The sequence below is a fragment of the Pseudomonas sp. CFBP 13711 genome, assembly GCF_014842265.1.
GTDB lineage: Bacteria > Pseudomonadota > Gammaproteobacteria > Pseudomonadales > Pseudomonadaceae > Aquipseudomonas.
In genome coordinates, this window is sequence record NZ_JACYVI010000008.1 from 266,948 (window position 1) to 286,989 (window position 20,042).

Consider the following 20,042-nt stretch of genomic DNA (forward strand, 5'->3'; position numbering starts at 1 on the left):
ACCGATGTCGGAATTGTCCGACAGTCGTGTGCGAGCGGAGGTATAGGCAGGAGAAAAAACGCGGGGCCCAGAAACAATCAAGCCCGGCAAAGGCCGGGCTGGGGGAGGAGCAGAGTGTCGATCAGCTCAGGCGGCTGGCACCGACGTGGTCTGCACCGTCAGCGGCAACACGACCCAGTTGGGTGTGCGACGAACCGTTTTCAGCAACGCGATTTGCACCGACGCGGTCGGCACCGTCAGCAGCAACGCGGTTTGCACCAACGCGATCAGCGCCATCGGCAGCAACGCGGTTTGCACCAACGCGGTCGGCACCGTCAGCAGCAACGCGATTTGCACCAACGCGGTCAGCGCCGTCGGCAGCAACACGATTGATGTTGGTGTGGGAAGAGCCGTTTTCAGCAACGATTGGCGCGTTTACAAATGGGCTGGCATCAACAGCAGGGAGGGCGAAAGCGCTGATTGCCAGTACAGAGAAGGCCAGGCCAAGAATCAGTGTGTTGGTTTTCATGGGGGTTGCTCCAGTACGTTTGATGAGTGGGTGACTCGGTATGGAGCTGATGTTACTCGCCGCAAAATTAATCAGAACTCAATACGATTGGTAGCGAACATTGTCGGCGTTGATAGTTGATTCAGCGATGGCTTGCCCCGCTGCTCGTCAAACGCTGGCGTCAATCTTTGCGCTGTCCTTTGTACCGGACATGAAATATTTCAACTGTTGATAAGTCCATCATCCCCCTACCGTGTAAAGGCCGCGAGACTTCACTGCCGCCGCGGGCGTTTTCTCACTCAGGACGGGACGTTGGGCCATGGGATCAGTTCAGCGATTCACCACGCTAGATAGTTTCAGGGGCGTTTTCGCGTTGTTGGTGGTGTTCTATCACCTGCACGTGGTGGGCGCTTTCATCGAGCTGCCGTTTTTTCGCAGAGCGGACATCCTCCTCAACTTCTTCTTCGTGCTCAGCGGCTTTGTCCTGGCCCATTCCTATGGGCTGAAGCCGCAATTCGGCTTCAAGCGTTTCGTCATCTCGCGCCTGTTCCGCCTGTACCCACTGCACGTCGTGATGCTGCTGGTGTTTATCCTCTTCGAAGGGGTGCGCTGGGCGGCCTGGAAGAAAGGCTTCACCTTGAACAACGTGCCGTTCACCGGTCTCTTCGCCCCGTCGGAGATCCTGCCCAATCTGCTGCTGGTGCAAGCCTGGACGACGCTCACCGAAACCATGTCGTTCAACTACCCGTCGTGGAGCATCAGCATCGAGTTCTATATCTACATGCTCTTCGGCGGGCTGTGCCTGCTCTCACTGAGAAGCCGCTTTCTGATGTTTGCCTGCGTGGCCGTCGTCGCATTCACGATGATCTTCACCGAAAACGAACCGCTGGTCTGGCGCGCGATGCTGGGTTTGTCCTGCTTCTTCGCTGGCAATATCACGTACCTCGCCTACCTGTTGGTTCGCGACCGATTCGTGCCGGTGCGCTGGCTGATGACGGTGCTCGAAGTGGCGCTCACGTGCACAACGTACTGGATGGTGATGAACGACTACAGCGACCGCTCGCCCATTGCCAGTCTGACGTTCTGCGTGTTGGTGCTGGTGTTCGCATTCGAAGCCGGGCTGGTATCGACGTTCCTGAAAACCGCCGTGTTCAGGCTGTTGGGCAAGTTGTCGTACTCCATCTACATGACCCACGCTGCGCTGCTGTTTTGCCTGTCGACGATGTTCATCGTGGCGCAGAAGCTCACCGGCCGCGATCTGTCGCCGATGATCAACGGCCAGCGTTTCATGGACACAGGTTCCGAGCTGGGCAACAACGCGCTGGTGGTTGCCGTCACCCTCGCAGCGATCGGCCTGGCTGCTCTGGCTCATAAGTACATCGAGCTGAAGGGCGTCGAGTTGGGCAAGTGGGTCACCGGAGCCTCGAACGGCAAAGCGCCGGTCAAGCAGGGTATTGGCGGTGGCCTGAAGCCGCAGGTTGATCGCGCGGCGTGAATCCCCTTTGGTTGCGCTGAGCCTTAACTGCGGCGCAACCACTCAACCATCCCCAGCCCTGCCGCGCGGCCGCTGGCGAAGCAGGCGGTCAGCAGATAGCCGCCGGTAGGCGCTTCCCAGTCGAGCATCTCGCCAGCGCAGAAGACGCCGGGCAGCGACGGGATCATCAGGTGCTCGTTCAGTGCTTCGAATTTCACTCCGCCTGCCGTGCTGATGGCCTCATCCAGCGGGCGCGGCGTGATCAGTGTCAGCGGCAAGGCCTTGATCGCACGCGCAAGCAGGGCTGGATCAGCGAATGTCGCAGCGGGGGTAAGCTCACGTAACAGCGCCGCTTTCACCCCGTCGAGGCCCAGCTGGCTGTGCAGATGCTTGGACGTCGAGCGGGAACCGCGGGGTTTGCTCAGGGCCTTTTGCACCTCGGCAACGCTTTTGCCGGGCAGCAGATCAATCTCGACCGTGGCCGACCCCGACTGATTGATCGCCTCACGGATCTGCGCGGACAAAGCGTAAACGAGGCTGCCCTCGACACCGCCCTGCGTGACCACGCCTTCCCCCAGCCGCAGGTTTTGCCCCTCCAGGCCCATCGCGATGTTCTTCAGCGGCGCGCCGGCGAATTTGCTGCGCAGCAGTTCGCTCCAGGCCGAGACTTCGAACCCGCAATTGGCGGCTTGCAGCGGCGCGACGTTGACCCCGCGTTGTTCAAGCAGCGGTACCCACGCACCGTCCGAGCCCAGCCGCGACCAGCTTGCTCCGCCCAACGCCAGCAGCGTGGCGGCAGGGTTCAGGGTGACTTCACCTTCGGGACCGTCGACTCGCAACGTATTGTCGGCATTCCACCCCAGCCACCGATGACGGGTGTGGATAACGACGCCGGACTCGCGCAGTCGCTTGAGCCAGGCGCGCAGCAGCGGCGCGGCCTTCATGTCGGTGGGGAACACACGCCCGGAACTGCCAACGAACGTCTGGATGCCCAGGCCGTGAATCCACTCGCACAGCGCCTGGGCGCCGAAGCTGCGCAGCAAGGGCGCGATTACCGGGGCGCGTTCGGCGTAGCGGGCAACGAACGCAGGCGACGGCTCGGAGTGGGTGATGTTCATGCCGCCGACGCCCGCCAGCAGAAACTTGCGCCCGACCGAGGGCATGGCGTCGTAGAGGTCCACCTTGAAACCGGCGTGGCTCAGCACTTCAGCGGCCATCAGGCCGGCAGGGCCGCCGCCGATGATGGCGACTGTCTGGGTGCTTGAGGTGGCGGTTGACGTCATGGCTAAGCGAACACCGGTTGGGTAGGGGGCGCGCATTCTACGCGAGCTTCGTGAAACGCGGCCAGCCTGTGGAAAACTTATCGATCAAAAAACGCACAGTGCGCGCGAGCCCCATTGATATCAGGGGATCACGCCCTTGCACTCAGGTTATCCACAGGCGGTTCCACAGGGGATGTGGGTAAGTGATGTCATCACTCAAAGCCCGCGCTCTATCCACATCCGCTGCGCACTGTGGTGCAGAATCCCGTGCCGTTGAGCAAGTGCTTGCCGGTCCTTGCTGTAGCCACCGCCAATCACGCCCATCACCGGAATGTCCCGGCCCAGGCAATGACGCATCACCGCCTCGTCGCGGCGGGCAACCCCCGCATCGGTCAGCTGCAAATAGCCCAACGCGTCGTCCTTGTGCACATCCACGCCGGCGTCGTACAGCACCAGATCGGGCTGATACAGCGGCAGCAGGTAATTGAGCGTGTCGTCGACCACCTTCAGGTAGTCGTCGTCACCCATGCCCATCGGCAGCGGAATGTCCCAGTCACTTTGGGCCTTGCGCGCAGGGAAGTTCTTTTCGCAGTGCAGCGAGACGGTGATCGCGTCATCGGTGTGTTCGAGAATCCGCGCAGTGCCGTCACCCTGGTGCACGTCGCAGTCAAAAATCAGCACCCGGTCGACGCGTCCGCTTTGCAGCAGGTACTGACTGATGATCGCCAGGTCGTTGAAGATGCAAAACCCCGCCGGGTAATCGTAATGGGCATGGTGAGTGCCGCCGGCAAGGTGACAGGCCAGTCCGTGTTGCAGCGCCAGTTCCGCTGTCAGCAAAGAGCCACCTACCGCGCGTACCGTACGTCGGGCCAGATCCTGGGTCCAGGGCAGGCCAAGGCGACGTTGATCTTCCCGCGACAGCGCGCCTTCCATATAACGGCTGATGTAACCGGGGTCATGGGCCAGCACGAGGATGTCCGTTGGGCAGACCAGCGGGCGAAACAATTGAGCATCTGTGGTCAGGCCGGTGTCGATAAGGTGGTCGCGCAGAAGCCGGAACTTGTCCATCGGGAAGCGATGGTCGGGCGGAAAGTCCGGGCTGTAGTCTTCGTGGTAAATGAGGGGCAGGGGCATGGTGAGCACGCGTCTGGTTCGAAGGGGAATCTTGCCAGTTCTGACGATCACCGCACAGCGATTTGCCTGGGCGGGGAGATCGCCAGCCGGCGGGCATTTTGAGAGGCGAGGCAACAGGGAGACGATCGATGGAGCCGATTCTTGAGCTCAACAGCGCACGCTTGTTGATGCGTCAATGGCGAGATGATGATTTGCCAGCCTTCGCGAAGATGTGCGCCGATCCACAAGTGATGCGCTACTTTCCGCAGCCCTTGAGCCGCATGGAAAGCGCCAAGCTGATCGGCCGAGTGCGCGGGCATTTTGCCGAGTATGGTTTCGGCTTCTGGGCCCTTGAACGCAGGGACACCGGTGAATTCATCGGTTTCACCGGCCTGGCCGTGGTGGGCTTCGAGGCAGGATTTACGCCAGCGGTAGAGATCGGCTGGCGCCTGGCCCGCGAGCATTGGGGCCTGGGTTATGCCAGCGAAGCCGCCTGGACGGTCCTTGGCTGCGGATTCGAGCACCTGGACATGGACGAAATCGTGGCATTTGCGGCGGTCAATAATCTGCCCTCGCAGAAGGTCATGCAGGCCATCGGCATGCGCAACGATCCGGCTGACAACTTCGATCATCCGAAATTGCCCAACGGCCATCCACTCAGGCCCCACGTGTTGTATCGCATCAACCGGGCGGGCTGGTTGGCGACGCTTTAAACAGCTGCGGGAATCGGGCTACAAACCTCTGTATCATTTCGTCCCACTTCCATATGCGCCGGCCTACGGCGCCCATGGCCTGATTGATGCGATGACGGTTGGCGAGACGACCGTGTGAGGAACCCTGAATGAGTCACGTGCTGGATGATCTGGTGTCGCTGTTGAGTCTGGAGCCGATCGAAGAAAACCTCTTCCGCGGACGCAGCCAGGACCTTGGCTTTCGCCAGCTGTTTGGCGGTCAGGTACTGGGTCAGTCGCTGTCGGCGGCGAGCAAGACGGTTGAAGACGCGCGCCATGTGCATTCGCTGCATGGCTATTTCCTGCGCCCCGGCGACGCGCACTTGCCCGTGGTGTATCAGGTGGACCGGGTCCGCGACGGCGGCAGTTTCAGCACGCGCCGGGTGACGGCCATTCAGAAAGGCCATCCGATTTTCACCTGCAGCGCGTCGTTCCAGTACGACGAAGAAGGCTTCGAGCACCAGACCCATATGCCGCAGGTGGTCGGCCCGGAAAACCTGCCGTCGGAGCTTGAATTGATGCGTCAGCGCGAGCACCTGATTCCCGAGCACATGAAGGACAAACTGCTGTGCCCCAAGCCCATCGAATTCCGGCCAGTCACCGAGTCTGATCCCTACAACCCGAAGCCTGCTGATCCGGTGAAATACATCTGGTTTCGCGCCGACGGCACCCTGCCCGACATCCCCGCCCTGCACCGCTACATGCTTGCTTACGCGTCGGACTTCAACCTGCTGACCACCTCGCTGTTGCCCCATGGCAAGACGGTCTGGCAGAAAGACATGCAGATCGCCAGCCTGGATCACTCGCTGTGGTTCCACGGTGAACTGCGCGCTGACGACTGGCTGCTTTACGCCATGGACAGCCCATGGGCCGGTAATTCGCGCGGGTTCTCCCGAGGCAGCGTATTCAATCGCGAGGGCAAGCTTGTGGCGTCGGTCAGTCAGGAAGGTTTGATTCGCCACCGTAAGGATTGGTCATGAGCCTCAATCAAGTACGCCACTGGGTATTCGACATGGACGGTACGCTGACCGTTGCTGCCCATGATTTTCCGGCGATCAAGCGTGCGCTGGATATCCCTCAGGAGGACGACATCCTTGGGCATCTTGCGGCGCTGCCGGCTGATGTTGCGGCGGCCAAACATGCGTGGTTGCTGGAGCACGAGCGCGCGTTGGCGATCGAATCCAAACCCGCGACAGGTGCTGTCGAGTTGGTGAGGGAGCTGGCAGGGCGGGGTTATCGTCTCGGCATTCTGACCCGTAACGCCCGCGAGCTTGCCCACGTGACGCTGGACGCAATCGGTATTGCCGACTGCTTTGCCGTGGACGACGTGCTCGGCCGTGACGAGGCCGCGCCCAAACCCGATCCGGGTGGCCTGCTGAAGCTCGCGAGCGCCTGGAACGTGCAGCCTTCGGAAATGGTGATGGTGGGTGACTATCAGTTCGACCTGGCCTGTGGTCGAGCGGCCGGGGCCCGGACGGTGCTGGTCAATCTCCCGGAAAACCCGTGGCCGGAATTGACCGACTGGCACGCAGCGGATTGTGTGGCGTTAAAGAAGATGATTGGCGCAAAGAGCTGATTCCACTCTTTCGGTAGAACCGGCTTCAGCCGGGAGCGCGTTCGGCAATTCACCACAAAATTGATGGTGTACAGGCCGGCCTCTTCCCGGCTAAAGCCGGTCCTACGTAGTGCCGCTTCTAGACAGTAGGACCGGCGGCTGTGTTCATTTGTAGGACCGGCTTCAGCCGGGAAGGCGTCTGGCGCTACACCGCAACATTGACGCTGCCCATGCTGGCCTCTTCCCGGCTAAAGCCGGCCCTACGTAGTGCCGCATCTAGACAGTAGGACCGGCGGCTGTGTTCATTTGTAGGACCGGCTTCAGCCGGGAAGGCGTCTGGCGCTACACCGCAACATTGACGCTGCACATGCTGGCCTCTTCCCGGCCGAAACCAGTCCTACCAAACGCGCGGATATCAATTCGCCTTGAACAACGCCGTCTGCCCTTCAGGCGAAGTGAAGATCGCATCGCCGTTGTGCCCGACGTTTTTCACTTCCACCAGACGCTGATTCAAGCCTTCAGGGTGGCGCTTGGTCAGGTAATCGAAATAGTTGTGACCCCGGGCCAGGCGCTGAGGCCCCTGAGCTTCCGCGCCACAATCCTTGTCCAGCGCCGGGTGCTCCGGATCGGTGTCCAGCTCGCCCAACAGATAAGTAATGTCCCGCTTCACGTATGCGGCCTCAAGCTCAGCCGGTGTTTCCTTGCCAGCGTAGGCGGGCAGCTTGTTCAGACCATACTTCCAGGTGTCGAAAGTCGGGCAGCTCCCCGCATCAACCGGCACAGGGCGCGTCGCGTCGAAATAGGCATAAGAGGACGGGTTGGCGATCACATAGCGCAGCTTGATGCCTTCCTTCTTGAGCAAGGCATCTTCCTTGCCACCAATCATCGCGTAGCGCTGCACCACCTGCGCACCGCCGGAATGGCCCGCGATCACGATTTCCTTCAGGTTGGGGAACAGCTTACTGTCGCTCAGACGCTTGAGGATGTGGTCGATGACCACAAAGGAGCTGACCGGCTTGGGCCCCAATGACTTCTCGCCCGCCATCCAGTCATTGGTGTGCCAGCGAAGTACCGACTCAGGCAGGCGGTGTTCTGCGATGTCCTTTTCGTCGAGAAACTGCGGCGCGATCAGCAGGGTTTTCGATCGCTGCCTGGACTGGTTGGCTGCGCGCTCGACACTGCGCAGGTAGGTTTGCGCGTTACGCAGCCGACCGTGGAAAACAATGACCACCCGCTGGACCTGCGGGCTGGGACGAACCCAGTTCTGACTCAGGCCGAGGGTGGCCTGGGTCGTTCCGTTGATCTGCAGCCGGTCGGGGCTGATGGCTTTAACCGCCTGATCCGCCGCATGAGCATTGAGGCTCATCAGGGTGCCCAACAACAGGATCGAAAGCGGTTTCATCATGTGATCAGAGGCTCTTGGCGGCGAACGTATCGCATTGGTTGATTTGTCCCTGGGCAAAACCTGTCTTGAACCAGCGGACCCGCTGGGCAGAAGTGCCGTGGGTAAACGAGTCCGGCACGACCCGGCCCTGACCCTGTTGCTGCAAGCGGTCGTCGCCAATGGCATTGGCGGCGTTCAGCGCCTCTTCAATATCACCCGGCTCCAGCCAGTTCAAACGCTTTTGTGCGTTGTTGGCCCAAACGCCTGCCAGGCAGTCAGCTTGCAGCTCCTGACGCACCAGCAAACCGTTGTCACCTTCCATTTTCATGCCGCGTTGGCGGGCGGCGTCAACTTTAGCCGAAACCCCCAATAAGGTCTGCACATGATGGCCAACTTCGTGAGCAATCACGTACGCCTGAGCGAAATCTCCCGCCGCCTTGAAACGCTGACTCATCTCACGGAAAAACTTCATGTCCAGGTACACGCGCTGTTCAGCCGGGCAATAGAACGGGCCGCTCGCCGAAGACGCCGAGCCGCACGCCGATTGCACCCGGCCACTGAACAGAATCAGGGTCGGCGCCTTGTACTGGCTCCCCATTTGCTGGAACACCTGCTGCCACGTGTCCTCGGTGTCGCCCAGGATCGCGCGCACGAAGTCGGCCTGCTCGTCATTGGCCGGTGGCGCCTGGCGCGTTTGCGGATTGACCGCTGCGGTCTGCTCCGAACCCATCTGGCCGGTAATCTCGCCCAGAATTCGCATCGGGTCCTGCCCGGTCAGCAGACCGATCGCGACAATGATCACGATCCCGCCAAGCCCCAGACCCTTGCCGCCAATGCGCATCCCGCCGCCACCGCCACCCCCGGAATCGCCGCGTGCGTCCACGACGTTGTCACTGCGACGTCCTTTTTTCCATAGCATGGGGGAATCCTCTTTTGGTCGTGTGGGAAGTGTAGACGGCGGGCGTACGACGTCTGGTCTGCTGGACTAAGAGAGGAGGGGAGGGGGAATAGTTCGCGAATCGGTTCTTCAGAGGTATTGCTCACCTGCAGATCTGTCTGGTGGGGGTTGGCAGCTTGGAACCTTATTTGTGTTTTTCGAGCTGGGGAGAAGTAGACCCATGCCAAGGCAGCGCCCTTTGAGTGCGTTAATGAGGCGCGCGAAAATAGTAGAGCAGTCCGCTACTCACGCCGATGAGAATCATCGAGCCATAAATTATCCGCACTCCCCACAGCAGTCGGGGAGGCAGTTTGAGAAGTTTTTGCCTGGGAATGCGCTTCTGCCTCCAGAAGATTTCAGGTGCGACTGCGACCAGCATTACAAAGGTTTCCCTCATTCTTCGTCCGAAAAGGCTGTCTCCGTAGAAATCTCTGTTCAATGAAAACATTTCAATATCGCATAGGTAGTTTTCGATTTTTTCCAAGTTGATGTAGAAGAAGATGTAGTAGCCGGCGAGATGCAAGGCCGTGATCACTGTCAAAATGAGTGCCAGTAGTCCGGTAGGGATATCTACCATTACTGCGCCCATTCATAGAGATATTCGTCGGTCATTTCTTTCATTTCTCTCACTGTGCTGTGATAAAGGCATAAAGCCCGATCATGCATGCAAATACTGTATTTAGATTGATGTAGAGCCAGAGTATCCAGACCCTTAAATCTGGTGGCACTCTTAAGTTTGCATCTTTTGAAATATCTCCACGGAGGTACATCAAATTCGGAAAAGTAAGGACGACAGTCACCATGTTCATACGCATCTGTCTTCCGATAATGCCGTCGCCCCACATCCTTCGAGCATCAGATATGCATCTGCAGTCATTCAGATAGCTTTCAATTATTACTATCTTTCTGCAGCAAAAAATTGTCATCGTCAAGATGGTCGCAAACATCCAAAAGGACATTGCCAGTGAAAGTAGGCCGATTAAGTAGTGCATTGGTGAAGCAGCTCCAAATTTCTTCCCTAATGAGGGTCAAAAGGTCTCGCAGAGCACTGTCAAGCTTGTTCAGTCTAGGGAGAAATAAACCCAAGCTAAAGCGGCGCCGTTTGCATACGAGAAAAAATAGAGCGCCTGAAGTTGAAGCCTGAGCGCCGAAGACAACCGCTTATCTGCATCGGGAGGTATCTCACCCCGCCTGCACATAAGCTTATGCATGATGATAATCATCGCTAATCCATTCAGCCTCATCTGCCTGCCAATGAGGCCCCCGCCCCACACGCTTTTGTTCCACTGCACGAGTTTTACGTCTGATAGCAGTTCCTCCATGGCGGTTAACTTATTTAGCTGGAAGTAAATCATTATGATGATATTGACGAATATGCTTCCAAACACCGCCATCACCCACCAGACTTTCTCAATCATCATTAGTGTGCGGGCTCCATTCATAAAGTTTGGTTCCTATGAACTCTCCGCTTTTCTCACCTGCCAACCCACCTCCATACCCTCCAGCAACTGCGCCCACGATCAAACAGGCAAGTGCCACCGGGCCGCTTGTTGGACCCAATACCGCGAAGCATGCAGTAGCCGCCGCTGTGCCACCTAGCGTTCCGCCTAAGGAGCCGCCGCTGACATTGCCCACCAGTTTCACGCCTTCGACGAATTTCGCTCGCGTGCAAATATCCTCCCTTCCGGTCGAGCAGGCTTCCTTAATCTCAAGCGCGGTAGATGCTAAGTTCAGCCCGATCCCAATTGCTGTCCCATGCTTCAACAACTTCGCCACCTTGGCGATCTTCCCGACCCGCGCCGCATATCCCTGGATCTCACCTGTGTGCAGATAACTCTTGGTCGACAACCCCAGCATCTTCTTAAGCGGGCCCTTTTTCCGTAGCCCGGTACCCCAGCGAGCAATGCCTTCCAGTTGCTTATCAAGCGTGGCGAACAGCGCTCGCCGCTGGTTGATGAACTCCTGCCGGGCAATGGGTGTTCCGCGCGCCAGCGACAATTTGTAAAGCCGCTCGATCTCTTCCAGAGTTTGCTTCACGCCCTCAAGGTGCTTGCCCCAACTCCCGGTGGCAGCGCCAATACCCAGCGATCCATAACTGAGCATGTTCTGCAGCAGGTCATAGTTCTCGATGAGCTGGCTCCCCGCGCCTTTCACCTGACGATGGACGTTACGCGCCAGGTTCATCAGCTCGGTTTCTTCGGCTGTGAGAGTGCCGTTTGAACCGTCGCTGACAATAACCAGTTGGCCCGGCATCACCACAACGTTTCGGATATGCGCGTTCAGCACATCGAACTTCGCACCCCCGCTCACCCGTGCCTTGAGTGTGAAATAGGTCTGTATGCGGTCATTGATAAACACATATGGCTTGGACACGTGCTGTCCTCAACTAAAGCGCTTGTTGGCGATGCGGTCCCAGCCGCCGGTGACGTTGCCGGCTGCCGCCCCGTCGCTGCGTTTCTGCTGGGTGTACAGAATGCGAACGCGGCCGAAGTTGATTTGCACGTGTTCCAGGGGCTCGCCGCTTTCACCGCTTTGGCTGAAGTCAGAAATGATCACTTCTTCGAGGCGCACTTCGTAGTACTTCAACTTGTCTCCACCGGCCCGGTACAGACACAAAGTCAGGTCCTTTATGTGCGTACCCGCGCAACTCGCTTCAAACAACGAAGCGCTGGATTTGTCCAGGCGCTTGCTGAAGCTGAAGTCGCTGAGGCTGGCCCGACCCGAGCCTGCGCCGCCGTTCGAGCTGGCGGTGGCCGAAGTGCTTTGGCTGACGCCGAAGTCGTAGGCCACGATTTCGATCCAGCCACTGTTGCGCTCATCCAGCGACTCGCCGTCTATCCCGTCCAGCTTGATGAATCCGTCAAATGCCATGCTGCATGTCCTTGCTGAGTTCAGATGCAGCAAGGATAGGGAGCGTATTCCTGGCTTTGAAGCGTCAAGAGGGGGGGCAGAAGTACGATTCGGATCGGTCCTACGCTGGAGCCATAGCCCGTCTTACGGAAGATTCCGTAACGGGTGATGTTCGTCGCAGTAGTCGTTCAAAAGGGGCTGGAAATCGCCGTATTCGCGTGGCGCGCAGAGGGTACGCGCCAGCAGCACATACTCATGACGGCTTACATCAAACCCGCGCCGTCTGCTTCTCGGTGGTTTCGACCGGCGAGGCGTCGGCAAAGTGGTTGACCTGGCGCAAGGCCTTGAAACCCACCATCCAGGCGCCCACGACACCCAGTGTGCACAGGCCGCCGATGATCGCGGCGGGCACGGCACCCCAGAGCGCTGCGCTGCTGCCGGCGCGGAATTCGCCCAGTTCGTTGGACGAACCGATAAACAACATATTCACGGCGTTTACCCGCCCGCGCATGTCGTCCGGCGTTGAGAATTGCACCAGTGTGGAGCGAATGTAGACGCTGACCATGTCCGCCGCACCGGCGATCATCAACGCCAGCAGCGACAGCCAGAACAGCGTCGACAGGGCGAACACCAGATTGGCGATACCGAACACCGCGACGGCGATGAACATGACCAGACCGACGTGTCGATCAAAAGGTCGGAAGCTCAGGTACAGACCGGTGCTGACCTCCCCCAGACTCATCGCGCTGCGCAGCGCGCCTAGGCCTTGGGGGCCCAGGTGCAGCACTTCGTGGGCATAAATCGGCAGCAGCGCCACGACGCCACCGAGCAGCACGGCGAACAGGTCGAGGGAAATGGTGCCGAGGATGATCGGCCGCGATCGAATGAACGCGATGCCGGCGGTGAAGCGCTTCCAGGCCGTGGACTCGAGGATCTGCTTCTTCCCGGCATAGAGCACCGGCACGCGGATCAGCAGCAGCACGCCAGCGATGAAGCTGGCCATGCACACCGAGTAGGTCAATCCGCCGCCGCCCGCTGCATATAAACCGCCGCCGACCAGAGGCCCGGCGATTGTGGCAATGCGCATGATCATGCTGTTGGTGGCGATGGCCGAGGCGAGTTTTTCGCGGGGGACGACTTGCGGCAGCAGGCTCTGCAACGCCGGCCCGGTAAAGGCGCGGGCGCAGCCGAACAGGGCGAGGGTGGCGTAAATCAGCCGCGTGTCCTGATGGTGCGTGACCGAGAACAGCATCAGCATCAGGCTGCACACCGCTTGCACGGACCAACTGATGGTCAGGATCATCTTGCGATCGTAGCGGTCGATCAGATCGCCGGCCGGCATCAACAACAGCAGCATGGGAATGAACTGCGCCAGGCCCACATACGCCAGCGAAATGGGGCTGCGGGTCATGTCGTAGACCTGCCAGGCGACCACGACCGCCTGGATCTGCATGGCAAAGACGGCAGCAAGACGCGCGGTCAGGAAGGCGAAAAAGCCGGGCAGCCGCAGGGCGCTTTTAGCGGAGGATTCAGAGGACGGGGCGGGCGATTCGGAGCTCAAGGCTAGGCATCCATCGAAGCGAGAGACGGCCGAGAGTTATACACCGGTCTGGCGCAGTTCGCCGCTAGCTGTCAGGAATTTAATGATGGGTGGTGAGGGATATGCTGCGTGCGCATGGATGTCATGTGGAAAACGCGGTTGTTGAAATAAGTGAAACCCTGTTCCCGGCTGAAGCCGGTCCTACCGACGATAGTAGGACCGGCTTTAGCCGGAAATGACCGATGTCGCGCTGTCAGCGCCGAACCAGCAATACCCCCGACTCCATGTGATGGGTATACGGGAACTGATCAAACAGCGCGCAGCGCTCGACCCGGTGGGTGTCGTGCAGTTGGGCGATGTTTGCGGCCAGGGTTTCCGGGTTGCACGAGATGTACAGAATGCGTTCGAAACGTCGCGTCAGCTCGCAGGTGTCCGGGTCCATGCCGGCGCGGGGTGGGTCGACGAACACGCTGCCGAAGTCGTAGCTCTTCAGATCGATGCCGGCCAGACGACGGAACGGGCGCACCTCATTCAGCGCTTCGGTCAGCTCTTCCGCCGAAAGGCGCACCAGCGACACATTATCCACACAGTTGTCCGCCAGGTTACTCAGCGCCGCGTTGACCGAGGTCTTGCTGATCTCGGTCGCCAGCACCTTGCGCACGCGGGTCGCCAACGGCAGCGTGAAGTTGCCGTTGCCGCAATACAGCTCCAGCAAATCATCGTCGCGGTCGCCCAGCGCGTCATACGCCCAGCTCAGCATTTTCTGGTTCACCGTGCCGTTGGGCTGGGTGAACGCGCCCTCCGGCTGGCGGTAACTGAAGGGCCGGCCGGCGACTTCCAGCTGTTCGGTCACGTAATCGCGACCGATCACCAGACGCTGCCCCTTCGAACGGCCGATCACGCTGACCTTCAGATCAGCCGCCAATTGCTCGGCCTCGACTTGCCAGGCTTCATCCAGCGGGCGGTGATAGCACAGCGTGATCATGCCGTCGCCGGCCAGCGTGGTCAGAAAGTCCACCTGAAACAGCTTGTGATTGAGCGTCTTGCTGGCTTCCCAGCGATCCCGCAGCACCGGCATCAGCGCGTTGATCTGCTGGCTGGCGATGGGGAAATCGTTGATCAGAATCGGCGTGTGTTTGTCGCCCGGCGCGAACATGGCGTAGTGACGCTTGCCATCGTCGCGCCACAGGCGGAACTCGGCGCGCAGGCGGTAGTGCTCGCTCGGCGAGTCGAAAACCTGAGGTTCCGGCGCCTCGAAAGGCGCCAGCAGCTCGCGCAGGCGCGCGGCCTTTTCATCGAGCTGAGCGGTGTAGTTTGCAGGGTCGAACGTAGAACTCATGGATAAAAGCCCAGCTTGATCACGAACAGAATCGACAGCACGACCAGTGCCGAATTCAGCTCGCGGCCCCGGCCCGACAACAGCTTGATCACGGTCCAGGAAATGAAGCCAAAGGCGATGCCGTTGGCGATCGAATAGGTGAACGGCATGGCCAGCGCGGTGATCACCACCGGTGCTGCTTCAGTGATGTCATCCCAGTTGATTTCGGCAAGGCCGGAGGTCATCAACACGGCCACGAACAGCAGGGCCGGGGCGGTGGCGAATGCCGGAACGCTGCCGGCCAGCGGTGCGAAAAACAGCGCCAAAAGAAACAGCACCGCCACCACGATGGCCGTTAGACCGGTCCGGCCACCGGCGCTGACGCCCGCCGCCGATTCGATGTAACTGGTGGTGGTCGACGTGCCCAGCAGAGAGCCCGCCATCGCGGCGGTGCTGTCGGCGATCAGCGCACGGCCCATTTTCGGCATGTGGCCGTCCTTGCCCATCAGGCCCGCGCGCTTGGCGACGCCGATCAGAGTGCCGGAGTTGTCGAACAGGTCGACGAACAGGAAAGAGAAAATCACGCTGACCAGACCGATGTTCAGTGCGCCGGGAATGTCCAGCTGCAGGAAGGTCGGCGCCAGTGAAGGCGGCATCGACACCACGCCGCCAAACGGCGAGAAGCCCATTACGATCGAGATGATGGTCACGGCCAGAATGCCGATCAGCACGGCGCCCCGCACTTTCAAAGCTTCCAGCGCCACGATCAGCGCGAAGCCCAGGGCGGCGAGGATCGGGGCCGGTTTGGCCAGATCGCCCAGGCCGACCATCGTGGCAGGGTTGCTGACCACGATACCGGCGTTGTGCAGCGCAATCAGCGCCAGGAACAGACCGATACCCGCGGCGATGGCCGAGCGCAACGGCAGCGGGATGCTGTTGATGATCCATTCGCGGATGCGGAAGATCGACAGCAGGAAAAACATCACTGCCGAAATGAACACCGCGCCCAGCGCCACTTGCCAGGTGTGGCCCATGTGCAGCACGACGGTGTAGGTGAAGAAGGCGTTCAGGCCCATGCCCGGCGCGAGGGCGATCGGGTAGTTGGCGATCAGGCCCATCACGGTCGAACCAATGGCCGCGGCCAGACAGGTGGCGACGAAGATCGCGCCCTTGTCCATGCCGGTCTCGCCAAGGATGCTCGGGTTCACGAACAGGATGTAGGCCATGGCCAGAAAGGTCGTGACCCCGGCCAGAATTTCGGTGCGCACATTGGTGTTATGTGCCCTGAGTTGAAACAACCGCTCCAGCATTTAAGGCTCCCCGGTGACGCTCCGCGTCATTTATGTAGTCGACTGAAACAGCAAAGCACTGCTCACCGAAACGGCTTGCACAAATTCTGCCAGTTGCAAAAAGCCGCGCATCATACCAGCAGCTCCGGGCGATGGGGCCTGGCGCTTGTCGCCGGATTGCAAATGTCCGGATCGGCCTTGCGCCAGGCCGGCGCTACGCTGCGTCAAAACGCCCGTCATAAACCCTGAACGTTTCCGAAACCACACAAGTCGTACCCCTTAAGACGCAGATCACTGCGCTGATCGAGTACCTACCGTGAGGCTTCCCATGAGTGCAACCAATGAACAGGCGTTCGCAGGGCATTCCATCGCCCTGACGTTGAACGGCCAGACCCGACAAGTGGACGTACAGCCCTGGACCACGCTGCTGGACATGCTGCGCGAGCAGCTCGATCTGGTAGGCACCAAAAAGGGCTGTGACCACGGCCAATGCGGTGCATGCACCGTGCTGCGTGACGGCAAACGCATCAATGCGTGCCTGACCCTGGCGATCATGTGTGATGGCGCCGAGCTGACCACGATCGAAGGGCTGGCCAACGGCGACACCCTGCACCCGATGCAACAAGCGTTCATCAAGCACGACGCCTTTCAGTGCGGCTACTGCACGCCCGGGCAGATCTGCTCGGCAGTGGGCCTGGCCAACGAAGGCCGCGCCAGCACCGATGATGAAGTGAAAGAACTGATGAGCGGCAACCTGTGCCGTTGCGGCGCCTACAGCAACATCCGTGCGGCGGTGGTAGAAGTCTTGCCATCGATGAATGCCGCACCGGATCAGGGAGGGCGCGGCCAATGAATCCCTTCAGCTACAGCAAGCCGTCCGACATCACCCAGGCGGTCAACCTCGCAGGCCCTGCCAGTCGTTTCATCGCTGGCGGTACGAACCTGCTGGATTTGATGAAAGAAAACATCGCCCGCCCCGAGCACCTGATCGACATCACTGGCCTGCCGCTCAAAGACGTTCGCGCAACCGACAGCGGCGGCCTGATGATCGGCGCGCTGGTGAGCAACGCTGATCTGGCGTGGCACCCGCTGATCGAACGTGACTATCCATTGTTGTCCCAAGCCATTCTGGCGGGCGCCTCGCCGCAGTTGCGTAACATGGCGAGCACCGGCGGCAACCTGTTGCAGCGTACCCGCTGCTACTACTTCTACGACTCAACCGTGCCGTGCAACAAGCGCGAGCCTGGCACGGGTTGCCCGGCTAAAGAAGGTCTGAACCGCATCCACGCGATCCTTGGTGCCAGTGATGCCTGCGTCGCGACGCACCCGTCGGACATGTGCGTGGCCTTGGCTGCGCTCGAAGCCCGCGTGCACGTTCAAGGGCGTGCCGGTGCGCGGGTCATCGAGTTTGCCGACTTCCACCGCTTGCCGGGGGATGCGCCCCAGCGCGACAACCAGCTGGCCGACGATGAACTGATTACGGCTGTCGAACTGCCTGCGCCGCGTTTCCAGCAGCACAGCCACTATTTGAAGATCCGTGACCGCGCGTCTTACGCCTTTGCCCTGATCTCGGTGGCCGCTGCCGTTGAACTCGATGGCGACGTGATCCGTGATGTGCGCATCGCCTTGGGTGGCGTTGCCCACAAGCCTTGGCGTGACACGGCCGTCGAGCAGTCGCTCAAGGGTCAGCCGGTCTCGCGGGAAAACTTCGTTGCTGCTGCCGACGCGATGCTGCGCGACGCTCAGCCGCTGGCGCACAACGCTTTCAAGATCAAGCTGGCCCGCCGCGCGATCGTTCGCGCCTTGAGCGACGCCACCTTGGGAGGGACTGTTTAATGAACGCCAACACACCAATCCCGGGAAGCTCCGCGCTGGGCCAACCGATGGACCGCGTCGACGGACGCCTGAAAGTCACCGGCCAGGCCCGCTATGCCGGTGAGTACCCAGAGGCCGGGTTGCTGCACGGCAGCGTGGTTTCCAGCACTATCGCCTCCGGCCGGGTTGTCAGCATTGATGCCTCCCAGGCGCTGGCGGTGCCCGGCGTGGTGGCGGTCATCGATCACACCAACCGCCCGCATATCGCCAGTTATGACGAGGACTATCAGGACGCCGACTCTGCGGAAGGCTCACCGTTTCGGCCGTTCTACAACGACCGCGTGCTCTACAGCGGCCAGCCCCTGGCGCTGGTGGTGGCGGACACCCTTGAGCTGGCGCGGCATGCCGGTTCCCTCGTGCGCATCGAATACGAAACCGATTCGCACCAGACCGACCTCAGCGTCGGCCAGAGTGACGCCCACACCGCGCCGGCGGAAACGCCAAAGCCGCGCGGGGATTTTTCGGGCGCATTCGCCCAGGCCGCAGTGACTGTCGACATCCACTACAGCACGCCCAACGAGCACCACAACCCGATGGAGCCCCACGCGTCGACGGTGTTTTACAAGGCCGACGGCAGCCTGGAGATTCACGATAAAACCCAGGGCACGCAGAACTGCCAGGACTACCTGCACAGCGTATTCGGCCTTGAGAAAGAAAAGATTCGCGTCCTCGCCGCCTTCGTCGGTGGCGCCTTCGGTTCCGGCCTGCGCCCGCAATACCAGCTGCCACTGGCCGTGATGGCAGCGCTGAAACTTCAGCGCTCGGTACGCCTGACGCTGACCCGCCAGCAGATGTTCACCTTCGGCTATCGCCCCCAGACCCTTCAGCACATGCGCCTGGGTGCTTCCAAAGATGGCAAGCTGACAGCGATTGCTCACGACGCGATCGGCCAGACCTCGCGTTTCGAAGACTTCACCGAGCACGTCGTTGAATGGAGCGGCATGCTCTATCAGTGCGACAACGTGCAGTTGAGCTACCAGCTGGCGCCGCTGGACGTGTATACGCCGCTGGACATGCGCGCACCGGGCGCCGCTTCCGGCATGGTCGCGCTGGAATGCGCCATGGACGAGCTGGCCATTGCGGCCGGCATCGACCCGGTGCAGCTGCGGATCGTCAACTTTGCCGACAGCAACGGCAACGAAGCCAAGCCGTATTCCAGCAAGGAACTGCTGGCCTGTTACGAGCAAGGCGCCGAGCGCTTCGGCTGGAGCAAGCGCAACCCTGAGCCGCGCAGCATGCGTCAGGGCCGTCAGCTAGTGGGTTGGGGCATGGCCGGTGGTGTGTGGGAAGCCATGCAGATGCCGGCCAGCGCCAAAGCCAGTATCGACAGCACCGGCAAGATCACCGTCAGCAGTGCCACCACTGACATTGGCACCGGCACGTATACGGTCATGACTCAGATCGCCGCCGAAGCCGCCGGTGTGAATCCGGACGACGTCACCTTCGTGCTGGGTGATTCTTCGCTGCCGACGTCGCCGTTGCAGGGTGGCTCGTTCACCGTGTCGTCCGTGGGTACTGCCGTACAGCAGGCCTGCCGTGCCTTGCGCGCCAAGCTGCTCGACGCCGTGCGAATGGCGCATCCGCAATACGCGGTGGTGGACATGGCCGATGTCGGTTACGGCGACGGTTATCTGCTCATCGACGATCAGCGTTTTGCCTATGCCGACATCGTCCGCGAGTCGTCCCACGAGACGCTGGAAGTCCAGATCGACGCCAAGCCTGACGACAAGCGCGAAGGCTATTCGACGGCGACTCACTCGGCGGTGTTCGTCGAAGTGTTGGTGGACGAAGACCTGGGCACCATTCGCGTTAATCGTGTGGTGGACGCAGTCGCGGCGGGCCGCGTGGTCAACCCGAAAACCGCGCGCAGCCAGATCCTCGGCGGCGTGGTCTGGGGCATTGGTCAGGCGTTGCAGGAAGAGAGCCAGACCGACCATACCCTCGGGCGCTTCATGAACCATAGCCTGGCCGAGTACCACATCCCGGTGAACGCCGACATCGGTGAGATCGACGTGTTGTTCGTGGAAGAGAACGACGACATCGTCAATGATCTGGGCTCCAAGGGTGTAGGCGAGATCGGCATCGTCGGCGTGGCTTCTGCCATCGCCAATGCCATCTTCCACGCCACGGGCAAGCGTGTTCGGGAATTCCCGATTACGCTGGATAAAGTGCTTTAACCCACGCCGGACCTTGTAGCCTGACCGTTCCCACGCGCTGCGTGGGAACG

General features: G+C 60.4%; 19 protein-coding genes. 7 read left to right on the plus strand and 12 right to left on the minus strand.

Annotation, left to right across the window (positions count from 1 at the left end; all coding sequences use genetic code 11):
- Positions 1-121: 121 nt before the first annotated feature.
- Entirely contained in the window at positions 122-508 is a 387-nt protein-coding gene (locus tag IFT47_RS27970; protein ID WP_192173283.1) for a hypothetical protein, read from the minus strand.
- A gap of 298 nt (positions 509-806) precedes the next feature.
- Between IFT47_RS27970 and IFT47_RS16980 the strand changes: the two genes are divergently transcribed.
- Positions 807-1,982, plus strand: coding sequence for an acyltransferase family protein (locus IFT47_RS16980; protein WP_192173282.1), 1,176 nt, complete (start codon positions 807-809; stop codon positions 1,980-1,982).
- A 23-nt stretch (positions 1,983-2,005) separates the two neighbouring features.
- Here IFT47_RS16980 and IFT47_RS16985 read toward each other — a convergent pair whose 3' ends face one another.
- Both IFT47_RS16985 and IFT47_RS16990 read right to left on the minus strand, forming a co-directional pair.
- Positions 2,006-3,244: a TIGR03862 family flavoprotein gene (locus tag IFT47_RS16985; protein ID WP_192173281.1), complete on the minus strand. Its 1,239-nt coding sequence runs from the start codon at positions 3,242-3,244 to the stop codon at positions 2,006-2,008.
- A gap of 195 nt (positions 3,245-3,439) precedes the next feature.
- Positions 3,440-4,357 (minus strand): histone deacetylase family protein, encoded by a 918-nt coding sequence (locus IFT47_RS16990; protein ID WP_192173280.1) that lies wholly within the window; start codon positions 4,355-4,357, stop codon positions 3,440-3,442.
- Between the two features lie 128 nt (positions 4,358-4,485).
- Between IFT47_RS16990 and IFT47_RS16995 the strand changes: the two genes are divergently transcribed.
- From IFT47_RS16995 to IFT47_RS17005, 3 genes are all read left to right on the plus strand, one after another.
- Complete coding sequence (locus IFT47_RS16995) at positions 4,486-5,049, plus strand: GNAT family N-acetyltransferase (RefSeq protein WP_192173279.1); 564 nt, start codon at positions 4,486-4,488, stop codon at positions 5,047-5,049.
- Between the two features lie 128 nt (positions 5,050-5,177).
- A complete protein-coding gene (gene tesB / locus IFT47_RS17000; RefSeq protein WP_192173278.1) occupies positions 5,178-6,047 on the plus strand; it encodes an acyl-CoA thioesterase II in 870 nt (289 codons plus the stop codon).
- A complete protein-coding gene (locus IFT47_RS17005) occupies positions 6,044-6,643 on the plus strand; it encodes an HAD family hydrolase (RefSeq protein WP_192173277.1) in 600 nt (199 codons plus the stop codon). The genes tesB and IFT47_RS17005 overlap by 4 nt, the downstream gene beginning before the upstream one ends.
- A 394-nt stretch (positions 6,644-7,037) precedes the next feature.
- On the opposite strand, the gene IFT47_RS17010 is transcribed toward IFT47_RS17005, so the two are convergent.
- From IFT47_RS17010 to IFT47_RS17050, 9 genes are all read right to left on the minus strand, one after another.
- Entirely contained in the window at positions 7,038-8,027 is a 990-nt protein-coding gene (locus tag IFT47_RS17010) for an alpha/beta hydrolase (RefSeq protein WP_192173276.1), read from the minus strand.
- A gap of 4 nt (positions 8,028-8,031) precedes the next feature.
- Positions 8,032-8,925, minus strand: coding sequence for a KPN_02809 family neutral zinc metallopeptidase (gene ypfJ / locus IFT47_RS17015; protein WP_192173275.1), 894 nt, complete (start codon positions 8,923-8,925; stop codon positions 8,032-8,034).
- Between the two features lie 226 nt (positions 8,926-9,151).
- The gene (locus tag IFT47_RS17020; RefSeq protein ID WP_192173274.1) at positions 9,152-9,532 is read right to left on the minus strand and encodes a hypothetical protein; all 381 of its coding nucleotides are present in this window, start codon (positions 9,530-9,532) and stop codon (positions 9,152-9,154) included.
- A 472-nt stretch (positions 9,533-10,004) separates the two neighbouring features.
- Positions 10,005-10,364, minus strand: coding sequence for a hypothetical protein (locus tag IFT47_RS17025; RefSeq protein ID WP_192173273.1), 360 nt, complete (start codon positions 10,362-10,364; stop codon positions 10,005-10,007).
- Positions 10,354-11,316: a hypothetical protein gene (locus IFT47_RS17030; RefSeq protein WP_192173272.1), complete on the minus strand. Its 963-nt coding sequence runs from the start codon at positions 11,314-11,316 to the stop codon at positions 10,354-10,356. Before IFT47_RS17030 ends, IFT47_RS17025 begins: the two co-directional genes overlap by 11 nt.
- Before the next feature lie 9 nt (positions 11,317-11,325).
- Entirely contained in the window at positions 11,326-11,814 is a 489-nt protein-coding gene (locus tag IFT47_RS17035) for an Hcp family type VI secretion system effector (protein ID WP_192173271.1), read from the minus strand.
- A gap of 247 nt (positions 11,815-12,061) precedes the next feature.
- Entirely contained in the window at positions 12,062-13,354 is a 1,293-nt protein-coding gene (locus IFT47_RS17040) for an MFS transporter (RefSeq protein ID WP_192173270.1), read from the minus strand.
- Positions 13,355-13,586: 232 nt separating this feature from the next.
- Positions 13,587-14,672: a tRNA (uridine(54)-C5)-methyltransferase TrmA gene (gene trmA / locus IFT47_RS17045; RefSeq protein WP_192173269.1), complete on the minus strand. Its 1,086-nt coding sequence runs from the start codon at positions 14,670-14,672 to the stop codon at positions 13,587-13,589.
- Positions 14,669-15,961 carry an NCS2 family permease gene (locus tag IFT47_RS17050; RefSeq protein ID WP_192173268.1) on the minus strand — a complete coding sequence of 431 codons (1,293 nt, stop codon included), beginning with the start codon at positions 15,959-15,961 and terminating at the stop codon, positions 14,669-14,671. Before IFT47_RS17050 ends, trmA begins: the two co-directional genes overlap by 4 nt.
- 307 nt (positions 15,962-16,268) lie before the next feature.
- Between IFT47_RS17050 and IFT47_RS17055 the strand changes: the two genes are divergently transcribed.
- Genes IFT47_RS17055 through IFT47_RS17065 form a run of 3 tightly spaced genes read left to right on the plus strand, consistent with a single transcriptional unit; the run spans position 16,269 to position 19,992 of the window.
- Positions 16,269-16,793, plus strand: coding sequence for a (2Fe-2S)-binding protein (locus tag IFT47_RS17055; RefSeq protein ID WP_192173267.1), 525 nt, complete (start codon positions 16,269-16,271; stop codon positions 16,791-16,793).
- Entirely contained in the window at positions 16,790-17,776 is a 987-nt protein-coding gene (locus tag IFT47_RS17060; protein WP_192173266.1) for an FAD binding domain-containing protein, read from the plus strand. Before IFT47_RS17055 ends, IFT47_RS17060 begins: the two co-directional genes overlap by 4 nt.
- Positions 17,776-19,992: a xanthine dehydrogenase family protein molybdopterin-binding subunit gene (locus IFT47_RS17065; protein ID WP_192173265.1), complete on the plus strand. Its 2,217-nt coding sequence runs from the start codon at positions 17,776-17,778 to the stop codon at positions 19,990-19,992. Before IFT47_RS17060 ends, IFT47_RS17065 begins: the two co-directional genes overlap by 1 nt.
- Positions 19,993-20,042 lie beyond the last annotated feature (50 nt).